General features: G+C 61.4%; 17 protein-coding genes. 6 read left to right on the forward strand and 11 right to left on the reverse strand.

The window, feature by feature from the left end; all coding sequences use genetic code 11:
* Positions 1 to 154 precede the first annotated feature (154 nt).
* From ACWFUC_RS15660 to ACWFUC_RS15670, 3 genes are all read left to right on the forward strand, one after another.
* The gene (locus ACWFUC_RS15660; protein WP_039788420.1) at positions 155 to 1,600 is read left to right on the forward strand and encodes a replicative DNA helicase; all 1,446 of its coding nucleotides are present in this window, start codon (positions 155 to 157) and stop codon (positions 1,598 to 1,600) included.
* Positions 1,601 to 1,803: 203 nt separating this feature from the next.
* On the forward strand, positions 1,804 to 2,430 hold the full coding sequence (locus tag ACWFUC_RS15665; protein ID WP_034330265.1) for a DUF47 domain-containing protein: 627 nt from the start codon (positions 1,804 to 1,806) through the stop codon (positions 2,428 to 2,430).
* 71 nt (positions 2,431 to 2,501) lie between these two features.
* Positions 2,502 to 3,509 (forward strand): inorganic phosphate transporter, encoded by a 1,008-nt coding sequence (locus ACWFUC_RS15670; RefSeq protein ID WP_039788418.1) that lies wholly within the window; start codon positions 2,502 to 2,504, stop codon positions 3,507 to 3,509.
* Between the two features lie 98 nt (positions 3,510 to 3,607).
* Here the strand turns inward: ACWFUC_RS15670 and ACWFUC_RS15675 are convergent, their stop codons facing one another.
* The 10 genes from ACWFUC_RS15675 to ACWFUC_RS15720 all read right to left on the reverse strand — a co-directional run bounded on the left by ACWFUC_RS15675 (position 3,608) and on the right by ACWFUC_RS15720 (position 14,482).
* Entirely contained in the window at positions 3,608 to 5,311 is a 1,704-nt protein-coding gene (locus tag ACWFUC_RS15675) for a PhoH family protein (RefSeq protein ID WP_199725020.1), read from the reverse strand.
* A gap of 461 nt (positions 5,312 to 5,772) precedes the next feature.
* Positions 5,773 to 6,249, reverse strand: coding sequence for a peroxiredoxin (locus tag ACWFUC_RS15680; protein WP_083859450.1), 477 nt, complete (start codon positions 6,247 to 6,249; stop codon positions 5,773 to 5,775).
* Between the two features lie 92 nt (positions 6,250 to 6,341).
* Positions 6,342 to 7,283: a polysaccharide deacetylase family protein gene (locus ACWFUC_RS15685; RefSeq protein WP_134222218.1), complete on the reverse strand. Its 942-nt coding sequence runs from the start codon at positions 7,281 to 7,283 to the stop codon at positions 6,342 to 6,344.
* Between the two features lie 271 nt (positions 7,284 to 7,554).
* Positions 7,555 to 8,610 (reverse strand): bifunctional UDP-4-keto-pentose/UDP-xylose synthase, encoded by a 1,056-nt coding sequence (locus ACWFUC_RS15690; protein WP_051057356.1) that lies wholly within the window; start codon positions 8,608 to 8,610, stop codon positions 7,555 to 7,557.
* A gap of 29 nt (positions 8,611 to 8,639) precedes the next feature.
* Positions 8,640 to 9,557: a formyltransferase gene (locus ACWFUC_RS15695; protein ID WP_134222219.1), complete on the reverse strand. Its 918-nt coding sequence runs from the start codon at positions 9,555 to 9,557 to the stop codon at positions 8,640 to 8,642.
* Positions 9,554 to 10,510, reverse strand: coding sequence for a glycosyltransferase (locus ACWFUC_RS15700; protein WP_034330258.1), 957 nt, complete (start codon positions 10,508 to 10,510; stop codon positions 9,554 to 9,556). The genes ACWFUC_RS15695 and ACWFUC_RS15700 overlap by 4 nt, the downstream gene beginning before the upstream one ends.
* A gap of 219 nt (positions 10,511 to 10,729) precedes the next feature.
* Positions 10,730 to 11,851 (reverse strand): DegT/DnrJ/EryC1/StrS family aminotransferase, encoded by a 1,122-nt coding sequence (locus ACWFUC_RS15705; RefSeq protein WP_134135257.1) that lies wholly within the window; start codon positions 11,849 to 11,851, stop codon positions 10,730 to 10,732.
* A 98-nt stretch (positions 11,852 to 11,949) separates the two neighbouring features.
* Positions 11,950 to 12,321 (reverse strand): EamA family transporter, encoded by a 372-nt coding sequence (locus ACWFUC_RS15710; RefSeq protein ID WP_121039800.1) that lies wholly within the window; start codon positions 12,319 to 12,321, stop codon positions 11,950 to 11,952.
* Positions 12,318 to 14,045 carry a glycosyltransferase family 39 protein gene (locus ACWFUC_RS15715; protein ID WP_489625365.1) on the reverse strand — a complete coding sequence of 576 codons (1,728 nt, stop codon included), beginning with the start codon at positions 14,043 to 14,045 and terminating at the stop codon, positions 12,318 to 12,320. The genes ACWFUC_RS15710 and ACWFUC_RS15715 overlap by 4 nt, the downstream gene beginning before the upstream one ends.
* Positions 14,046 to 14,101: 56 nt before the next feature.
* Positions 14,102 to 14,482 carry an Mth938-like domain-containing protein gene (locus ACWFUC_RS15720; RefSeq protein WP_039788406.1) on the reverse strand — a complete coding sequence of 127 codons (381 nt, stop codon included), beginning with the start codon at positions 14,480 to 14,482 and terminating at the stop codon, positions 14,102 to 14,104.
* A gap of 390 nt (positions 14,483 to 14,872) precedes the next feature.
* Between ACWFUC_RS15720 and ACWFUC_RS15725 the strand changes: the two genes are divergently transcribed.
* On the forward strand, positions 14,873 to 16,102 hold the full coding sequence (locus ACWFUC_RS15725) for a pyridoxal phosphate-dependent aminotransferase (protein WP_489625366.1): 1,230 nt from the start codon (positions 14,873 to 14,875) through the stop codon (positions 16,100 to 16,102).
* Between the two features lie 72 nt (positions 16,103 to 16,174).
* Positions 16,175 to 17,485 (forward strand): homoserine dehydrogenase, encoded by a 1,311-nt coding sequence (locus tag ACWFUC_RS15730; RefSeq protein WP_034340975.1) that lies wholly within the window; start codon positions 16,175 to 16,177, stop codon positions 17,483 to 17,485.
* Between the two features lie 96 nt (positions 17,486 to 17,581).
* Here the strand turns inward: ACWFUC_RS15730 and ACWFUC_RS15735 are convergent, their stop codons facing one another.
* Positions 17,582 to 18,019, reverse strand: coding sequence for a surface-adhesin E family protein (locus ACWFUC_RS15735; protein WP_034340981.1), 438 nt, complete (start codon positions 18,017 to 18,019; stop codon positions 17,582 to 17,584).
* Positions 18,020 to 18,351: 332 nt separating this feature from the next.
* On the opposite strand from ACWFUC_RS15735, the gene thrC reads away from it, so the two are divergent.
* Complete coding sequence (thrC, locus tag ACWFUC_RS15740) at positions 18,352 to 19,812, forward strand: threonine synthase (protein ID WP_310835507.1); 1,461 nt, start codon at positions 18,352 to 18,354, stop codon at positions 19,810 to 19,812.
* The last annotated feature ends 53 nt before the right edge of the window (positions 19,813 to 19,865 follow it).

Genomic DNA, 19,865 nt, shown 5'->3' on the forward strand with positions numbered 1-19,865 from the left:
GGCTTTTTTATTGTCAGTTGTACCAAGACACGCCGCCACTGGCCATCGTCATGGCGCGGCTTGTCAATGGCTTCATATTGCATTCGTTCGCATGAAGCATCTGGTCGTGCAAAAACGTTCGGCCGGACCTACGGCTTCACATCAGCAGGTTATAATGCGCGCCATGAAAGAATCGTCCCGCGGCAATCCAGAATTTTTCCGTGGCCAGAGAGAGTCATCGGACCCCCAGCTCGATGCGCTCCGTGTGCCGCCCCACTCCATCGAGGCCGAGCAATCGGTGCTGGGCGGCCTGCTGCTGGACAACGCAGCCTGGGACCGTATCGCCGACTTCGTCAGCGCTGAAGACTTTTACCGCTACGATCACCGCATCATCTTCGAGCACATCGTCAAGCTCATCAACAGTACCAAGCCGGCCGACGTCATCACCGTCTACGAAGCCATGTCCACCAGTGGCAAGGCTGAAGAAGTGGGCGGGCTGGTTTATCTGAATGCACTGGCGCAAAACACGCCTTCTGCGGCCAACATACGCCGCTATGCCGAGATCGTCCGTGATCGCGGCATTCTGCGCAAGCTCATCACCGTGGCCGACGAGATTTCCGGCAATGCCTTCAATCCGCAGGGCAAGGATGTGAAGTCCATGCTGGACGAGGCCGAATCCAAGATCTTCGCCATCGCCGAAGAAGGGTCGCGCGGCTCTCAGGGCTTCATGGAAATCCAGCCGCTGCTCACGCAAGTGGTCGAGCGCATCGACGAACTTTACAATCGCGACAATACCAGCGACATCACCGGCGTTCCGACCGGGTTCATGGACCTGGACAAGATGACCTCCGGCCTGCAGCCGGGCGACCTGATCATCGTCGCCGGCCGTCCTTCCATGGGTAAGACCGCTTTCTCGATCAACATCGGCGAACATGTCGCCATCGAGTCGGGCCTGCCGGTAGCCGTGTTCTCCATGGAAATGGGTGGCGCGCAGTTGGCCATGCGTATGCTGGGTTCGGTCGGACGCCTGGACCAGCACCGCCTGCGTACCGGCCGCCTGCTGGACGAAGACTGGCCGCGCCTGACGCACGCCATCCAGAAGATGAACGATGCGCAGTTCTACATCGACGAAACGCCGGCGCTGTCGCCCATCGAATTGCGCGCACGTTCGCGCCGCCTGGCGCGCCAATGCGGCAAGCTGGGCCTGATCATCATCGACTACCTGCAGCTGATGTCGGGCAACGGTGGCAGCTCTTCTGAAAACCGCGCCTCCGAAATCTCGGAAATCTCGCGTAGTCTGAAGGGCCTGGCCAAGGAACTCAACTGCCCGGTGATCGCGCTGTCGCAGCTGAACCGCTCGCTGGAACAACGTCCCAACAAGCGTCCCGTGATGTCCGACTTGCGCGAATCAGGCGCTATCGAACAGGATGCTGACGTTATTTTGTTCATTTACCGTGATGAAGTTTACAATCCGGACTCGCCCGACAAGGGCACGGCGGAAATCATCATCGGCAAGCAGCGTAATGGCCCCATCGGCAGCATTCGCCTGTCATTCCTGGGGATGTATACCAAGTACGACAACTATATCGGCAATCTGGCGCAGCCTTACGGCGGCGACTGATGTCATCGGCGGCGCGCCACCAGGGCGTGTCGCTGCACAAGGATCACGGGCGGCGTCGGGCCGCCCGTGTCATGCAAGGCGAACGGTCCCCAAGGCCGTTCGTGCAGGACCGGCAGGGCGGGGTACCGGCTTCCAAGGGGGTAGCCGCAGGCCGGTTCGAAACGGCGCTTTACATGAGCGCTAACCATTGATGAGAGAGAAAAATGTTTGGACGATTGATGCCGACTGAAGGCAAATTCTTTGACCTTTTCAATCAGCATGCAGAGCTGGCGGTCAAGTGCGCGAAAGAAATGGTGGCGCTGATGACCAATTTCGACGACCTTGAAATTCGCGTGCACGCCATTGAAGCCGTCGAGAAGGAAGCCGACAAGGTCACGCACAATGCCATCGAACTGCTGCACAAGACCTTCATCACGCCGCTGGACCGCGATGACATCCACCAGCTGATCACCCGCATGGATGACATCCTGGACCTGCTCGAAGATGCGGCCCAGACCATCTCGCTCTACGACATCAAGGCCATCACGCCGGAAGCCAAACGCCTGGCCGAGCTGTGCCTGTCCTGTGCGGAGAAGGTGCAAGCCGCCGTGGGCCTGCTGTCGAACATGGACAACTCGCGCCAGATCCTGTCGATCTGCCAGGAAATCGACCGCCTGGAATCCGACGCCGACCACGTCATGCGTGCGGCCATGTCCAAGCTGTTCCGCGATGAACCGGACGTGCGCACCCTGATCAAGCTCAAGGCCATCTACGAAATCTTGGAAACCGTCACCGATCGCTGCGAAGACGTGGCCAACATCATCGAAGGCATCATCGTCGAAAACGCCTGATCTCGCGGCGTAGCGGCGATTCCCTCGATTTCCGACGGGGACGCCGCTGGTTTCACACAACGGTTTCCCCCATGCAAACAATCCAAATCAGCTTACATATTCTCGCGTTGTTGATCGTCCTGGCGCTGCTGTTCGACTTCATGAATGGTTTCCACGACGCCGCCAACGCGATCGCCACCGTGGTCTCCACGGGCGTACTGCGTCCGCAGACCGCCGTGGCCATGGCCGCCTTCTTCAACCTGGCGGCCGTGTTCGTGTTCCATCAACTGCACGTGGCGGCTTCGGTGGGCAAGGGCACCATCGAACCGGCCATCGTTGACCAGTACGTCATCTTCGGTGCCCTGATCGGGGCCATCTTCTGGAACCTGGTGACCTGGTATTACGGCATCCCGTCCTCGTCCTCGCATGCCCTGATCGGCGGCCTGGTCGGCGCGGCCGTGGCCAAGGCCGGTACCGGCGCGCTGATTTCGGCGGGCCTGCTGAAGACGATTCTCTTCATCGTGCTCTCGCCCGTGCTGGGCTTGGTCTTTGGCTCCCTGATGATGCTCGTGGTGTCGTGGATCTTCTTCCGCTCCACGCCACGCAAGATCGATGGCTGGTTCCGCCGTCTTCAACTGCTGTCGGCCTCCATGTACAGTCTGGGCCACGGCGGCAATGACGCGCAGAAGACCATCGGCATCATCTGGATGCTGCTGATCGCTTCGGGCTATTCCTCCCCGGATGCGCCGCCGATGTGGGTCATCATTTCCTGCTATTGCGCCATCAGCCTCGGTACGCTCTTCGGCGGCTGGCGCATCGTCAAGACCATGGGCCAGAAGATCACCAAGTTGAAGCCCGTCGGCGGTTTCTGCGCCGAAACCGGCGGTGCGATCACCTTGTTCATCGCCACCGCCCTGGGCATTCCGGTCTCGACTACCCACACCATCACCGGCGCCATCGTCGGCGTGGGCGCGGCGCAGAAGATGTCGGCCGTGCGTTGGGGTGTGGCCAGCAACATCGTCTGGGCCTGGATCTTCACCATTCCGGCCTCCGCCTTCGTAGCGGCGATCGCCTGGTGGATCGGCGTGCACGTGCTGTAACAAGCCGTCATTCATGGTCGCTGCCAGCGCAGCGGCCGCCCAAAAGCAAAAAGCCACGTTTTCACGTGGCTTTTTGCTTGGGTGCTGAAGAAAAGTGCTTACAACACGTCGCTGGCGTGATCGGCCAGGCGCGAGCGTTCGCCGCGCGCCAGGGTGACATGCCCGCTGTGCGCCCAGCCCTTGAAGCGGTCGACCACATAGGTCAGGCCGCTGGAGCCTTCGGTCAGGTAGGGCGTGTCGATCTGGGCGATGTTGCCCAGACAGACGATCTTGGTGCCAGGGCCGGCGCGCGTGACCAGGGTCTTCATCTGCTTGGGCGTCAGGTTCTGGGCCTCGTCGATGATCAAGAACTTGTTCACGAAAGTGCGGCCGCGCATGAAGTTGAGCGACTTGATCTTGATGCGCGAGCGGATCAGGTCCTGGGTCGCGGCGCGGCCCCATTCCCCGGCATCGCCATCGGACTTGTTGAGCACTTCGAGGTTGTCATCGAAGGCGCCCATCCAGGGGCCCATCTTCTCTTCTTCCGTGCCCGGCAGGAAACCGATGTCTTCACCGACCGGCACCGTCACGCGGGTGACGATGATTTCGTTGTAGAGCTTGGTCTCCAGCACCTGCGCCAGGCCCGAGGCCAGTGCCAGCAGGGTCTTGCCGGTACCGGCCTGGCCCAGCAGGGTGACGAAATCACACTCCGGGTTCATCAGCAGGTTCAGCGCGAAGTTCTGCTCGCGGTTGCGCGCAGTGATGCCCCAGACGCTGTTCTTGGCGTGGCCGAAGTCGCGCAGGGTCTGCAGCACGGCAGTCTTGCCGTTGATCTGGCTGACCTGGCCGTAGAAGGCCGGTTCACCATTCTTGGGCTCGATGAAAACGAACTGGTTGACCAGCAGCGAGGGCACATAGGGGCCGGTGACACGGTAGTAGGTGTAGCTGCTGCCGTGGCGGCTTTCCTGCCAGGACTCCATGCCCTTGCCATGCTTGTTCCAGAAGTCATCCGGCAGCTGCTGGATGCCCGAATACAGCAGGTCGGTATCTTCCAGCACATGGTCGTTGAAGTAATCTTCCGCGGGCAGGCCAATGGCACGCGCCTTGAGGCGCATGTTGATGTCCTTGGAGACCAGCACCACCGGACGTTCCGGATACTGCTGGTCCAGCGCGCGCACCACGCCCAGGATCTGGTTGTCGGCCTTGCCTTCGGGCAGGCCTTCCGGCAGGGCGGCGTTCTGCAGCTTGGTCTGGAAGTACAGGCGGCCCTTGGCATCCTTGTTGCCCAGCTTGGCCAGCGGGATGCCCAGGTCGATCGAATCCTCGGCCACGTCGGACACCAGCGCATCCAGCGAACGCGAGATCTGGCGCGCATTGCGGGCCACCTCGGACATGCCCTTCTTGTGGTTGTCCAGCTCTTCGAGCGTGACCATGGGCAGGTAGATGTCATGCTCCTCGAAGCGGAACAGCGAGGTCGGATCGTGCATCAGCACGTTGGTATCCAGCACGAACAGCTTGGACTTGCCCAGCTTGTCGGCCACGCGGCTGGTGGGCGACTTGGGTCGGGCTTCTGCGCTCTTGGGAGCGGCTTTCGGTTTCTCGGCCACGGCGGCAGTCTTGCCGGTGATGCGCGCGCGGGGCGCGGTGACCTTGGTATCGGAGACGTCGGCAACGGCAACTGCAACTGCTTGGGGTGCAACTACGGGAGCGGAGGTTTCAACGAGAGTGATGTTCGGTTTGACGGGCTTGTTGCGATCGGCCTTGGGATAGTCCTCGGGAGACAGCATCGAAGCTGGTTTGCTCGGCATTTTGGGCAGGGGCATCAGGACCTCGGAAGTGGATGAAGAAAACACCGCTTTGTCAGAGCGAACAGGTGAAGCAATACATCAGACAGCAAAGAAAGGGATCTTGCTGCAAGGCCGGGCATGCCAATGAAATCCTTGCACCTGTGCTGCAACGTAGCGACCGTTGCCGTACGGAGGGCAGACAGGGGTTGGGCGAGGGCTTGATTGGCCGGGACGGCGGGGGTGGCAAAGTAAAAAGTAAAAAAGCCGTTTCGGCAGGCCTCGGGCCTTAACCTGAAACGGCTTCCAGCAAACGTTTTTCTGTTTGAATTCAATGGCTTGTATCGTTTGACCGCATGGTTGGAACGCGTCGCAGCTACTTGCCAGGTCTCCGCGCCGCGGCCTGAATCGATCGTTGCCGTCCGGACCCTGCGCGCAGCAGCCGGGTGGGCTATTGCGCTGCAGCAACCGGACCGCCTGTCTCAGGAATCGAACTTCATTCAGGCCAGGGTTTTGATGAAGGCCAGCACCTCATCCACGTGTGCAGGAACCTTCACTCCACGCCATTCTTTCACCACTTTGCCTGCGGCGTCAATCACAAACGTGCTGCGCTCCACGCCACGTACCTGCTTGCCATACATGTTTTTCATCTTCATGACGTCGAACATGGTGCACAGGGTTTCATCGGGGTCGGAAATCAGCTCGAAGGGCATGCCCAGCTTGCCCTTGAAGTTTTCGTGGGACTTCAGGCTGTCGCGGCTGATGCCGAAGATCTCGGTGTTGGCGGCCTGGAATTGCGGATGCAGGTCACGGAACTGCATGCCCTCGGTGGTACAGCCGGGGGTGTTGTCCTTGGGATAGAAATACAGAACCAGGTTCTTGCCGCGATAGTCGGCCAGGTTGAAGGTCTTGCCACTGGTCATGGCGGCGGAGAAGTCCGGCACGGTCTTGTTCAGGAGGGATGGTCGGTCTGTCAAAGTGGCGCCCCGTAGGTGAAGTCTTGTTGGTGGATGGTTGGCGGGCCGGGGTTCCCGGCCCTGATAAAGCCATGATCAAGCCCTGTGCAGCCTTACATGGCCTGCACGATCATCTCGCCCGACCGGCCGGGCAGTTCGCCCCAGGCGATCGGCAGGATGGGCAGGACGTCATTCTTGATGCTCTGGTAGTAGTCGCCCATGGAGACCAGTTCGTAGCCTTGGGCACGCCAGCCGGTGAGCAATTGTTCGAAAATGGGGCCGAGTTTCTGTCCTTCAAGCTCCGCGTGAAGAGTGAAGACATGGTCACGGGGTTCCTTGGTCAACTGAAGCAAAAATTCAGCAGCATTGCTCGCGTCGATCATCTTGCCGCCGATCTCCCGGCCCAGGATTTCATCCAGCGTGGGCAGGGTGGTGGGCAGTTGCACGCAGGAGAGCGGCTTGCCGAAGGCCGACAGGCGATGCGGGCCGGCATCGGCATCGGCCAGGCGGCCGTTTTCCCGCAGCTGCGAGCGTCCGTCCGAGGAGTAGGCCATGCCGAACTGGTCCAGCTGGACGAAGGCGTGATCGTTCATCTGCCAGCCCGCAGCGCCGTGCGTACGGGGTGCCTCGCCGAAAATCTCCCGATAGCGGGCATGCGACTTGTGCATGGTCTCCACGGTCCACTGAGCGTCGGCAGTGCGAACGTCGTCCTGCCAGACCCGGTGGTCCCAGGTATGGATGCCGCATTCGAAACCCGCGTCCCTGGCTGAGCGCATGAAATCGGCACAGGTCTTGCCGATGTCGGGGGCGGGCAGCAGGGTGCCGTACATCAGCGTTTTGATGCCATAGTGTTCCACCACCGAAGTGCGCGAGACCTTGCTGAAGAAGCCCGGACGGAAGATCTGCTTCAGCGCCCAGCCGGTGTGGTCGGGCCCGAGCGAGAACAGAAAGGTGGCACCGGCACGATGGCGGCGCAGCTGGTTGATCAGGTTGGGGACGCCCACGCGGGTGCCGCGGTACGTATCGGCGTCGATCTTGAGAGTGAGTTTGGGCAATTCGCTGGACCGGAAAGAGGGTGATCGGCGGTGGTCCGCCATGGTGTTGCTGACTGTCGGGGTAGTGCGCCGGGCGTTGGACTGCGGCGGCTGACGACAAGTTGCGAGACTAGCATCCTGCGCCGGATAGAACAATATGCAGCAGCGCAGCATGCGGGGCAATACGGTGTCACGACGGCGATCTGTTCCGGCGCAAGCCAGACGGAAATGGCCGGAAAAAGCAAAACCGCGCCGAAGCGCGGTTTGCATGAGATCGTCAGTCAGCGGCCAATCAATCCATCAGCGCACGTGCCTGAGCCACCTGGCTGCGGTAGGCATCGAAGATGTTGCGCAGGGTGTCGGCCATGGTGGTCTTGGGGGCCCAGTTCAGTTCGTCACAGGTGTTGGTGATCTTGGGCACGCGGTTCTGCACGTCCTGATAACCCTTGCCGTAGTAGGCGGCGGAGGTGGTCTCGACCAGCTTGACCTGCTTGGCGGTCTCGGCGTATTCCGGGTACTCGGCGGCCAGCTTGAGCATCATGTCGGCCAGGTCCTTGATGGAATAATTGTTCACCGGATTGCCGATGTTGTAGATCTTGCCGGAGGCCACGCCGCCTTCGTTGGCGATGATCTTCATCAGGGCGTCAATGCCGTCATCGATGTAGGTGAAGGCGCGCTTCTGCTGGCCGCCGTCGACCAGGGAGATGTTCTCGCCACGGACGATGTGGCCGAAGAACTGGGTCACCACGCGCGACGAACCTTCTTTCGGAGTGTGGATCGAGTCCAGGCCGGCACCGATCCAGTTGAACGGACGGAACAGGGTGAAGTTCAGGCCGGCTTCCATGCCGTAGCCCCAGATCACGCGGTCCATCAGCTGCTTGGCGCAGGAGTAGATCCAGCGCGGCTTGTTGATCGGGCCGCAGATCAGTTCGGATTCTTCCGGATCGAATTCCTCGTCATGGCACATGCCATAGACTTCCGAGGTCGAGGGGAAGACCAGGTGCTTCTTGTACTTGGCGGCCGAACGCACGATCGGCAGGTTGGCTTCGAAGTCCAGCTCGAACACGCGCAGCGGGGCGTTCACGTAGGTCGACGGGGTCGCGATGGCCACCAGCGGCAGGATCACGTCACACTTCTTGACGTGGTATTCCACCCATTCCTGGTTGATGGTGATGTCGCCCTCGAAGAAGTGCATGCGCGACTTGTAGGCCTCGTTTTCCAGAATGTCGGTGATGCGGTCGGTCATCATGTCCATGCCATAGACGTGCCAGTCCGTGGTTTCCAGAATGCGCTTGGACAGGTGGTGGCCGATGAAGCCGTTGACGCCGAGAATGAGGACTTTTTTCATAATGTAGAGAGCTAGTGAATGGCCGGACTTCAGGAGGCCATGTATTTCAGGTAATTGTTGAGTGAAGCATCCTGATCATTGATCAGGATGCCCAGGATCTGGAGGAAGTTGCCATCGCCACAACGTGCGTACAACTTGCCGCCTTCGAAGAACTTGTCTTGCGTACCGTGGGCCCGCTGCAGCGCAGGATGGGCCGCCGGCGGAACCAGCCGGGTTCTCGTGACCGTAATTTTATCACCCGCGATTTCCTCGAAGGCACCCGGATAGGGCGGGGCCACCGCGCGCACCAGATTATGGACCTCGCCGGCGGTACGCCGCCAGTCGATACGGCCATCTTCCGGCTTGCGGCCGCTGAAGTAGCTGCCTTGCGAGAGGTCATTGGGCAGGTTGGGCGTATTGCCCGCCAGCATGGCCGGCAGCACGTTCCAGAGCGTCATTTCTGCCGCCACGACCACCTTGCCAAAGACTTCATGCGCGGTATCGTCCGGCAGAATCGGTACGGCAGTCTGCGCCACGATGGCACCGGCGTCGGGCTTGACCGTCATCTCATGCAGGGTGGCACCGGTTTCGGTCTCGCCGTGCAGCACCGCCCAGTTGATGGGGACGCGGCCACGATACTTGGGCAGCAGCGAGCCGTGCATGTTGTAGGCACCGCGCCTGGCGCAGGCCAGCACTTCCACCGGCAGCATATGACGGTAGTAGAAACTGAAGAGGAAGTCCGGCTGCAGCGCCTGCAACTGCGCCAGCAGCTGCGGCGAGCGTGGGTCAGCGGGGGTGATGCAGGCAATGCCATGTTCGCGGCACAGGCCGGCCACGGAACCGAACCAGATATTCTCGGTAGCGCTGTCCTCGTGGGTCACCACCAGCGACACCTGCACGCCACGCGCGAGCAAGACCTTCAGGCAGCGGACGCCCACATCATGGTAGGCAAAGACGACGGCGTTCATAGGGCTTGCTTGTCTTCTGAAGAGGATTGCTCAAGGATGGCCTGCACCACATAGCGCGGGCGCGAGCGCACCTGCATGTAGATGCGGCCGATGTATTCGCCCAGCAGGCCGATGGAGAACAGGATCACGCCCATCAGGAAGAAGGTGATGGCGAACAGCGTGAAGACGCCACCGACTTCCGCGCCGATCAGCATGCGGCGCAGCACGATCAGGATGAACAGCGCCGCCGACGCGAACGACAGGCCGATACCCAGCAGCGAAAAGAATTGCAGCGGCACCAGCGAGAAGCCGGTGACCAGATCGAAGTTCAGGCGGATCAGGCTGTAGAAGGAATACTTCGATTCGCCCGCCGAGCGCTCTTCATGTTCCACCACGATCTCGGTCGGATTGCGCGAGAAGGTGTAGGCCAGGGCCGGCACGAAGGTATTGACCTCGCGGCACTGGTTGACCAGGTCGATGACGTTGCGGCCATAGGCACGCAGCATGTTGCCCTGGTCGGTCATCTTGATGCGCGTGATCTTCTCGCGCAGGCGGTTCATGGCCTTGGAAGCGTAGGTGCGCCAAGCCGAATCCTGGCGCTTGCGGCGAATCGAGCCGACGTAGTCGTAGCCTTCGCGCATCTTGGCCACCAGGTTGCCGATTTCTTCCGGCGGATTCTGCAGATCGGCATCCAGCGTCACCACCACTTCGCCACGAGTGGCTTCGAAGCCCGCCATGATCGCCATGTGCTGGCCGTAGTTGCCATTGAACAGCACCACCCGCGTCACGTCCGGGCGCAGGCGGTATTGCTCGGCCAGGATGCCGGCGGAGCGGTCGCGGCTGCCATCGTTGACGAAGATGACTTCATAGCTGTAGCCCAGGGCGTCCAGCGCCGGGTAAAGGCGCTCGAACAATTTGGAGAGCCCGGATTCCTCGTTGTAAACCGGGATGACGACGGACAGTTCTGGTTTCATCAAATATCAAAAAATAAAGGCTGGAATGCCTGGCCCTGGAGCCCGCATCCAGCGGTACTGAAAGCGTGTTCTGCAATAAATCAATGGCCCGATGCGCCACGAAACAGGGTCATCGCGGCGTTCAGGCCAGGGGAAATGCAGGAGACCAGCTTGCGAAAATGCAAATAAAACGAATTATGCCGAATTTTTTCGTCGAATTCTTTGCATTATCCGCAAAAATCAACCAAGCACCGATTTTACCGTTTCCACCGAGCGTTCCACGTCCTCTTTACTCATTGCATTGAACATGGGCAGCGACACGATGCGCTGGCCGACGCGTTCGGCCACCGGGAACATGCCTTCCTTGAAGCCACGTTCACGATAGAGCTTCAGCAAGTGAATGGAAGGGTAGTGGTAGCCGATGCCGACCTGCTTTTCCATCATCTTTTCCATGAAGGCGGCGCGAGTGATGCGCTCCGGCAGGACCAGCTGGAACATGTGCCAGTTGGAGTTCTCGAAGTCGGCCACTGGCAGCTGGGCACCGAAGCTGGCTTCGAAATCGCTGCCGAAGCAGGCGAAATAGTGGCGCGCCAGCTCCTTGCGGTGGGCGGTGACGGCATCGATGTGGGCGAACTGGCCCAGGCCGATGGCGGCGGCCACGTCGGTCATGTTGAACTTGCCGCCCAGAACATCCACTTCCAGGCCGTCGAAGCCGCTGCGGGTGACGCCCTGCAGGCGGTATTTCTCGGCCAGACGGGCTTCCTCGGCATTGTTGAGCACCAAGAAACCGCCTTCGGAACTGGTGATGTTCTTGTTGGCCTGCAGGCTGAAGGAGACGAAATCGCCGAAGGCACCGATGCGCTTGCCCTTCCAGGTCGAACCCAGCGCCTGGGCGGCATCTTCCACCACGCGCAGATTGTGCTTGGCGGCAATCGCGTAGAGGCGGTCCATGTCCAGCGGCAGGCCGGCCAGGTAGACCGGGATGATGGCCTTGGTGCGCGGGGTAATGGCGGCTTCGAGGCGGTCCAGGTCGATGTTGCGGGTGACCGGATCGATGTCGGCGAACACCGGGGTGGCGCCGGTTTCCAGGATCACGTTGGCGGTGGCGACCCAGGAGATGGGAGTGGTGATGACTTCATCGCCCGCGCCGATGCCGGCGATGCGCAGCGCGATTTCCATGGTGCAGGTGCCGGAGTTGAAGGTACGCACGATGCGTCCGCCCAGGTAGTCCGACAAGGCTTTTTCGAACGCCTGCACCTTGGGGCCGCTGGTGATCCAGCCCGAGCGCAGCACTTCACCGACGGCGGCGATGGTGGCTTCATCGATGGTGGGTTTGGAAAACGGCAGGAAAGGCAGGCTCATGGTGGAATCCGGTCAGACTAGGTTCAAGGGGAGGGCGCCGCCGCAGCGGGCAGCGCAGTGGCCGGCACGCCGGGCGCGCGGCAACCCGGTATTGTAAATCAGCTTCTGGTCAGCAAGACCACGCCGACGATGATCACGCCGATGGCCAGCAGACGCTGCAGGGAGATGGCTTCGCCCAGGAAGTACCAGGCACCGATGGCATTGATGATGTAGCCCAGCGAGAGCAGCGGGTAGGCGATGGTCACGTCCACCCGCGACAGGCCGATGATCCACACGCCCACCGAGATCACGTAGCAGGACAGGCCGCCGATGATGGGCAACTGGGTAGCCAGCTTGAGGCCGGTGGAGAACCAGTTGTCCGCCGTCAGGTGGATCGCGCCGACGGCATTGGTACCGGCCTTGAGCAGCAGTTGTGCAACGGCGTTCAGGCAGATGCCGACGAAGATGAAGCCAAAGGTAGTCAGGTTCATTTCGCCGCCTTCTTCTCGCCGGCGACTGCTGCGGCAGGTGCCGGATCATTGGCCACGATCACGCGGCGCGGGTCCTGGCCGATCAGGCGCATCGGCAGCTTGCGCTCAACCAGCTGCTTGTAGATGGTCGGATCGATGATGGCGATATCCTTCTTGCCAGCCGCGTTGTCGGCCACCCATTGCGCCACGAAGGCGTCGATGGTCGGCAGCCACAGCTGCGGTTCCTGCTTGAGGCCGAACTCCATTTCGTCGGCATGCTGCACCAGGGTCATGGTGCGGCGCAGGTAGAAGGGCAGGGCCTGCTCATAGCGGCCGACCAGGTAGATCGGGGTTTCCGGCTTCAATTCGGCCTGCAATGCCGGCACGTAGTCCACGCCCGCCGAGTAGCGGCCCTGCGGATCATGGCCCAGCATCAGCAGCTGGCCGGCCACGAAGGCGGTCGCCGCCAGCGCGGTCACGGCCCAGTCCTTGTGCTGGCGTGCCAGGCGGATGGCGGCGATGCCGCCGACGAAGAAGATCAGGGTGGCGGCGTAAAGGTAGGGCACGTGGGCCTCCACCAGCGGCAGCGAGTAGGCATCCTTGGCCAGCGAGGGCACGCGCGGGATGAAGGCCAGGGCTACGGCCGAGGGCAGGGCCACCAGCGAACCGGCCCAGGCCAGCGCCTTGTAGTCCGCTTCGTCCAGGTAGCAGGCGATCAGCAGCGCCAGCGCCGGGAAGATCGGCAGGATGTAGGAGGGCAGCTTCGAGTCCGAGATGCTGAAGAACACGAAGATGAACACCGCCCACACCAGCAGCATCCGCTTGGGCTGGAAACGCCCGCCGTTGAGGCTGTTGTAGCCGGCGGTGTCGCGTTGCTCGCGGGTGCCTTTCCACAGGCTCTGGAAGAACACGCCCAGCCAGGGAATGATGCCCAGCACCAGGATGGGAATGAAGTAATACCACGGACCGGTGCGGCTATGGATCTTGGTGGTGAAGCGCTGGAAGTGCTCGTGGATGAAGAAGAACTGCGGGAATTCCGGATTGCGCAGCGACACCGCGACGAACCACGGGGTGCAGATCGCAAAGAACAGGATCAGGCCCTTGACCAGATGCAGTCGCTTCCAGATCGCCCAGTCGCGCGCAAACAGGGTATAGAGCACCAGCACCGCACCGGGCAGAACGATGCCGATCAGGCCCTTGGACAGCACCGCCAATGCCATGCCGGCCCAGCACAGGAGCATCCAGTTGCGCTGGCCTTCACGGGAGGCACCGTCGCGCTGCGCCATCAGCAGCGAGCACAGGGCGATGGTCATCATGCCCGACAGGCCCATGTCCAGCGTATTGATGTGGCCCATGCCCGCCCAGAAGAAGCTGGAGGCCAGCACCAGGGCGGCATAGAAGCCGACGCGGCCGCTGAAGACGCGGGTGCCGGTATAAGCCGCCAGGCCGATGCCCAGCAGGCCGCAGAGGCCGGTCCACAGGCGCGCCTGCCATTCACCGAGGCCGAACAGCTCGAAGGTGATGGCATTCATCCAGGTTTGCAGGGGCGGCTTCTCGAAGTACTTGATGCCGTTCAGGCGGGTGGTGATCCAGTCCTGCGTGGCCACCATTTCGCGCGCCATCTCGGCATAGCGGCCTTCGTCGGTGGGCACCAGTACACGGGCTCCGAGCATCCAGAACCAGACCAGCAGGAAGAGAATGAGCAGCGTCCAGACGAACGCCTTGGATTTATACAGTTCGCGCATTGACAGCGGTTCCTTGTTGCGTGTTCTTGGGTTTCTTGTCGCGGCAGGTGCCGGCGTCAGGCCTGGGGCGCAATGATCAGCGCCAGCGCCACCTTGCGCCCTTCGGCCATGAGAATGTTGTAGGTCCGGCAGGCGGCCTGGTTGTCCATGCACTCCACGCCGATGCGGCGCGCAGTCAGCACCGTGGTCAGCTTGGGATGGACGAAGCGCTGGCGCTCGCCGGTGCCCAGGATGACCACGTCCGGTGCGGTGGCATCGATCTGGGCAAAATGCTCGGGAGTGAGCGCCTCGAAGCTCTCTGCCGGCCAGGGCACCGGCTCGGTCTCGGGCAGCACCAGGAGGCTGTTGGTGAAACGGATGGCATTGAGCTCGACGCCGTCCTCATCATAGGCGGTGACGGTCTGGTATTGCTTGGTTTCGGTCGAATGGAGCTTCATCGCAGATGGGCAGGATGGGTTGCAGGCGGCCCCGCGGGGCGAACGGCCGGGCCATGATGTCAAGTCGACATGCATCGCAGCAACGCGGTCGTAAAGTGCGCCATTGTAGCCGTTTCCGACCCCGGCGCACGCCTATTTGATTGATAAAATGCTTAGCTTTGGGCAAAATGGCCGGTTCCCGGCAAGCCCATGAGGCAGCGCCGCAGGCCGCTTTGCAGGTGCTTTACATTGCACTGCAGCAGGCAAAAACGTGCAGGAAAATGATGGCAAGCGTGGTAATGGAGGGGAGCCGCAGGATAAAGGTTCCGGTCCGGTGCCCGCGGCCGATGAAGCAGGACAGGACGGGCAGGGGCCGACGCCGCCTGTCGCGAAACGATTAGAGGAAGAGCTGTGCGACCGATTCAGAAATCCAAGAAGCTGTCAGATGTGTGTTACGACATTCGGGGTCCCGTGCTGGAAAAGGCGCGCCAGATGGAGGAAGAAGGCCACAAGATCATCAAGCTCAACATCGGCAACCTGGCCGCCTTCGGCTTCGATGCGCCCGACGAGATCGTGCAGGACATGATCCGCAACATGGGCAATGCCTCCGGCTACACCGATTCCAAGGGCCTGTTCGCGCCCCGCAAGTCGGTCATGCACTACACCCAGCAAAAGAAGATCGAAGGCGTGACCATCGATGACATCTACCTGGGCAATGGCGCGTCCGAACTGATCGTCATGAGCGTCAATGCGCTGCTCAACACCGGCGACGAAGTGCTGGTGCCGTCGCCCGACTATCCGCTGTGGACGGCCGCCGTGAGCCTGTCCGGCGGTACTCCGGTGCATTACGTCTGCGATGAACAGCAAGGCTGGCAGCCCGACATCGCCGACATCAAGAAGAAGATCACCCCCAACACCAAGGCCATCGTCGTCATCAATCCCAACAATCCGACCGGCGCGCTGTATTCGGTGGAGGTGCTGAAGGAGATCATTGAGCTGGCGCGCCAGCATCAACTGATCATCCTGGCCGACGAGATCTACGACAAGGTGCTCTACGACGGCAACACCCACACCTCGCTGGCCTCGCTGGCCGACGATGTGCTGTTCATCACCTTCAACGGCCTGTCCAAGAACTATCGTTCCTGCGGCTACCGCGCCGGCTGGATGGTGGTTTCGGGCGAGAAGAAGCATGCGCGCGACTACATCGAGGGCCTCAACATGCTGGCCTCGATGCGCCTGTGCGCCAATGCGCCCGGCCAGTTCGCCATCCAGACCGCGCTGGGCGGCTACCAGAGCATCAATGACCTGGTCGCCCCCAATGGCCGCCTGACCAAGCAGCGCGACCTGGCGCACAAGCTGCTCACCGATATTCCCGGTGTGACCTGCGTCAAGCCCAAGTCGGCGCTCTACATGTTCCCGCGCCTGGATCCGGAGGTCTATCCGATCAAGGATGACCAGGAATTCGCCTACGAACTGCTGGCCGAGGAAAAGGTATTGATCGTGCAGGGCACCGGCTTCAATTGCCCGACGCCGGACCACTTCCGCGTGGTGTTCCTGCCCAATACCGACGACCTGACCGAATCCATGGGGCGCATCGCGCACTTCCTGGAAGGCTATCGCCGCCGCCACGGCACGGCCTGATCCGTTTTGCAGTACCCGTCACGTCCGCGGCCTGCGGCGTGGCGGTCATTTTTCACCAACCACGAAGACAATATGAAATCCATCAAAGTAGGTTTGCTCGGCATCGGCACCGTGGGTTCCGGTACTTTCAATGTTCTCAAGCGCAACCAGCAAGAGATTGCGCGCCGTGCAGGCCGGGGCATTGAAATTACCATGGTCGCCGCTCGCAATACTGCCCGCGCGACCGAACTGACCCAAGGAGAAGTCAAGGTCGTCAATGACGGCAACCTGGTGGTGAACGATCCCGAGATCGATATCGTCGTGGAGCTGATCGGCGGCGATGACATCGCCCGCGACCTGGTGCTCAAGGCCATCGCCAACGGCAAGCACGTGGTCACGGCCAACAAGGCCCTGATCGCCAAGCATGGCAATGAAATCTTCAAGGCGGCGCAGGAAAAGGGCGTCATGGTGGCCTTCGAGGCGGCCGTGGCCGGTGGCATCCCCATCATCAAGGCCCTGCGCGAAGGCCTGACCGCCAACCGCATCCAGTGGGTGGCCGGCATCATCAACGGCACCACCAACTTCATCCTTTCCGAGATGCGCGACAAGGGCCTGGACTTCGACGTGGTATTGAAGGAAGCGCAGCGTCTGGGCTATGCCGAAGCCGATCCGACTTTCGACATCGAAGGCGTGGATGCCGCCCACAAGCTGACCATCATGGCCTCGATCGCTTTCGGCATCCCGGTGCAGTTCGACAAGGCCCACGTGGAAGGCATCACCAAGCTGCAGGCAAGCGACATCACCTATGCCGAGAAACTGGGCTACCGCATCAAGCTGCTGGGCATCACCCGCCAGACTGCCAAGGGCATCGAACTGCGCGTGCACCCGACGCTGATTCCGGCCTCGCGCCTGATCGCCAACGTTGAAGGCGCGATGAATGCCGTGGTGGTGCGTGGCGACGCCGTGGGTGAAGCGCTGTACTACGGCAAGGGTGCCGGTTCCGAGCCGACCGCCTCGGCCGTGATCGCCGACCTGGTCGACATCACCCGCCTGGCGACCGCCGATCCGGAACACCACGTGCCTTCGCTGGCCTTCCAGCTCAACGCCATGGCCGATACCCCGGTGCTGCCGATGAGCGAAGTCGTGACCAGCTACTACCTGCGCATCCGCGTGGCCGACCAGGCTGGTGTGCTGGCGGATGTGACGCGCATCCTGGCGGATTCGACCATTTCCATCGACGCCATGCTGCAGAAGGAGCCGGCTGAAGGCGAGCAGCAGACCGACATCATCATGCTGACCCACCAGACCCAGGAAAAGAACATCGAGGCTGCCATTGCCAAGATCGAAGCCCTGGCGACAGTGGTCGGCCAGGTCACCAAGATCCGCCTGGAAGAGCTGAGCTGATTCGATCTGCTGTCATTGCATCAAGGAAAAACGGAGCCCGCGGGCTCCGTTTTTCTTTGGATCGGGAAGAAGGGGGGTGGTAAACGCCCCCTATGATCATTTCTTCAGTTCGAAATTGCAGACTGCCTGCAGCATGGCGTCGCCGACCGACATCGGCTTGGGCTTGATGAACTCTTGTCCCTTCAGGGCATCGCTGTGGTCACGCTTGTCGCCCTTGCCATCGTTCTCGGCGAAGATGATTTCGCGCACCAGCTTCATGCTGCCGGCCTTGCAGTTGTACTGGTGCAGGTCCTTGTAGGATTTCAGCGCGGGGAAGCTCTTGTCGCCATTGTTGGGACGCGCTTCCTTGAAGTTCCACATCGACCAGGCTTCGCGGATGCCGCCCGATTCGACGATGGAGTCGGTATCGACCAGCAGTTCGGACGTATCCGAGCCACCCAGCGATTGCCAGTTCTCGGCGTGCGCCGGCAGGCTCGCCAGCAGGGTGCCGAACAGGCCGGCCGCGGCCAGCAGGGTCTTGATCTTGTGGTTCATGCCGTTTTCCATCCTTTTGAGTTTGAAGTGCATCTTTGATGTGGCCAGCGTGCAAACATTCCCGCCATCCCGGCGGCGCTGCACGAAGTGGCGCAGCATAGCCCGGGCATGCGCGGCTTTCAAGGGTGGTAACGTTTTATTTCAGCTTGCGCCGGCGCCATGATGATTCAGTGCAACAAATGGCCTGTCAGCCCGAGACCCTGCGCCACCGCCCTGTCTGCAGGTGCAGCTTTCTTCCATGCCGCGCTTTTGTGCAGCGCCCGCTGGCCGTATAATCGTGCACTTTCCTCCCATTCCACGCTCCCGCCGCCTGCCGGCGCATTCTAATCGACATGCAATACGTTTCCACCCGCGGTCACGCTGCAACTCCTTCCTTTTCCGACATCCTGCTGGGCGGCCTGGCCCCTGACGGCGGCCTGTACCTGCCGGCCACGTATCCGCAGGTCAGCGGTGCCGAGCTGGACCAGTGGCGTACGTTGTCGTATGCCGACCTGGCCTTCGAGGTGCTCAAGAAATTTGCCACCGACATTCCCGAAGCCGACCTGAAGGCGCTGGCCCACAAGACCTATACCGCCGACGTCTACCGCAACACCCGCGCCGGTGAAGATGCCAGCCAGATCACCCCGCTGCGCACCCTGCAGGAAGAAGACGGCAAGAAGCTGGTGCTGCAGAGCCTGTCCAATGGTCCCACGCTTGCCTTCAAGGACATGGCGATGCAACTGCTGGGCAACCTGTTCGAATATGCGCTGGCCAAGAAGGGCGCAGAGTTGAACATCGTCGGCGCCACCTCCGGTGACACCGGCAGCGCCGCCGAATACGCCATGCGCGGCAAGAAGGGCATCCGTGTCTTCATGCTGTCGCCGCACAAGAAGATGAGCGCCTTCCAGACCGCGCAGATGTTCAGCCTGCAGGACCCGAACATCTTCAACCTGGCCGTGGAAGGCGTCTTCGATGACTGCCAGGACATCGTCAAGGCCATCTCCAACGACCTCGAATACAAGGCCGCCAAGAAGATCGGCACCGTCAACTCGATCAACTGGGCGCGCGTGGTGGCGCAGGTGGTGTATTACTTCCGCGGCTACCTGGCAGCCACGACCAGCAACGAGCAGAAGGTGTCCTTCACCGTCCCCTCGGGCAACTTCGGCAACATCTGCGCCGGCCACATCGCCCGCATGATGGGCCTGCCCATCGACAAGCTGGTGGTGGCCACCAATGAGAACGACGTGCTGGATGAATTCTTCCGCACCGGTCACTACCGCGTGCGCAAGTCCGCCGAGACCTACCACACCAGCAGCCCCAGCATGGACATCAGCAAGGCCTCCAACTTCGAGCGCTTCGTCTACGACCTGCTGGGCCGCGACAGCGCACGGGTCAAGGCGCTGTTCCACAAGGTCGAGACCGCAGGCGGCTTTGACCTGAGCGGCCAGGCCGGCAGCGACGGCAATGAATTCGCCAGCGTCCTGCAGTATGGCTTCGCCTCCGGCAAGTCGACCCACGCAGACCGCCTGGAGACCATCCGCTTTGCTGAAAAGGCCTATGGCATCACGGTGGACACCCATACCGCCGATGGCATCAAGGTAGCGCGCGAGCATCTGACGCCGGGCGTGACCATGATCGTGCTGGAGACGGCCTTGCCGGCCAAGTTCAATGAAACCATCCGCGAAGCCCTGGGCCGCGACGCCGACCGTCCGGCGGGCTTCGAGAACATCGAGGCGCTGCCGCAGCGCTTCGAGGTGATGCCGGCCGATGCCGCCCGGGTGAAGGCTTACGTGGCCGAGCACACCGGTCTGTAAGCCGCGCCTTACCATCTCTACGCCGTCCGCGCCATTGGCCCGGACGGCGTTTT

Source organism: Herbaspirillum sp. Her4 (assembly GCF_057961335.1).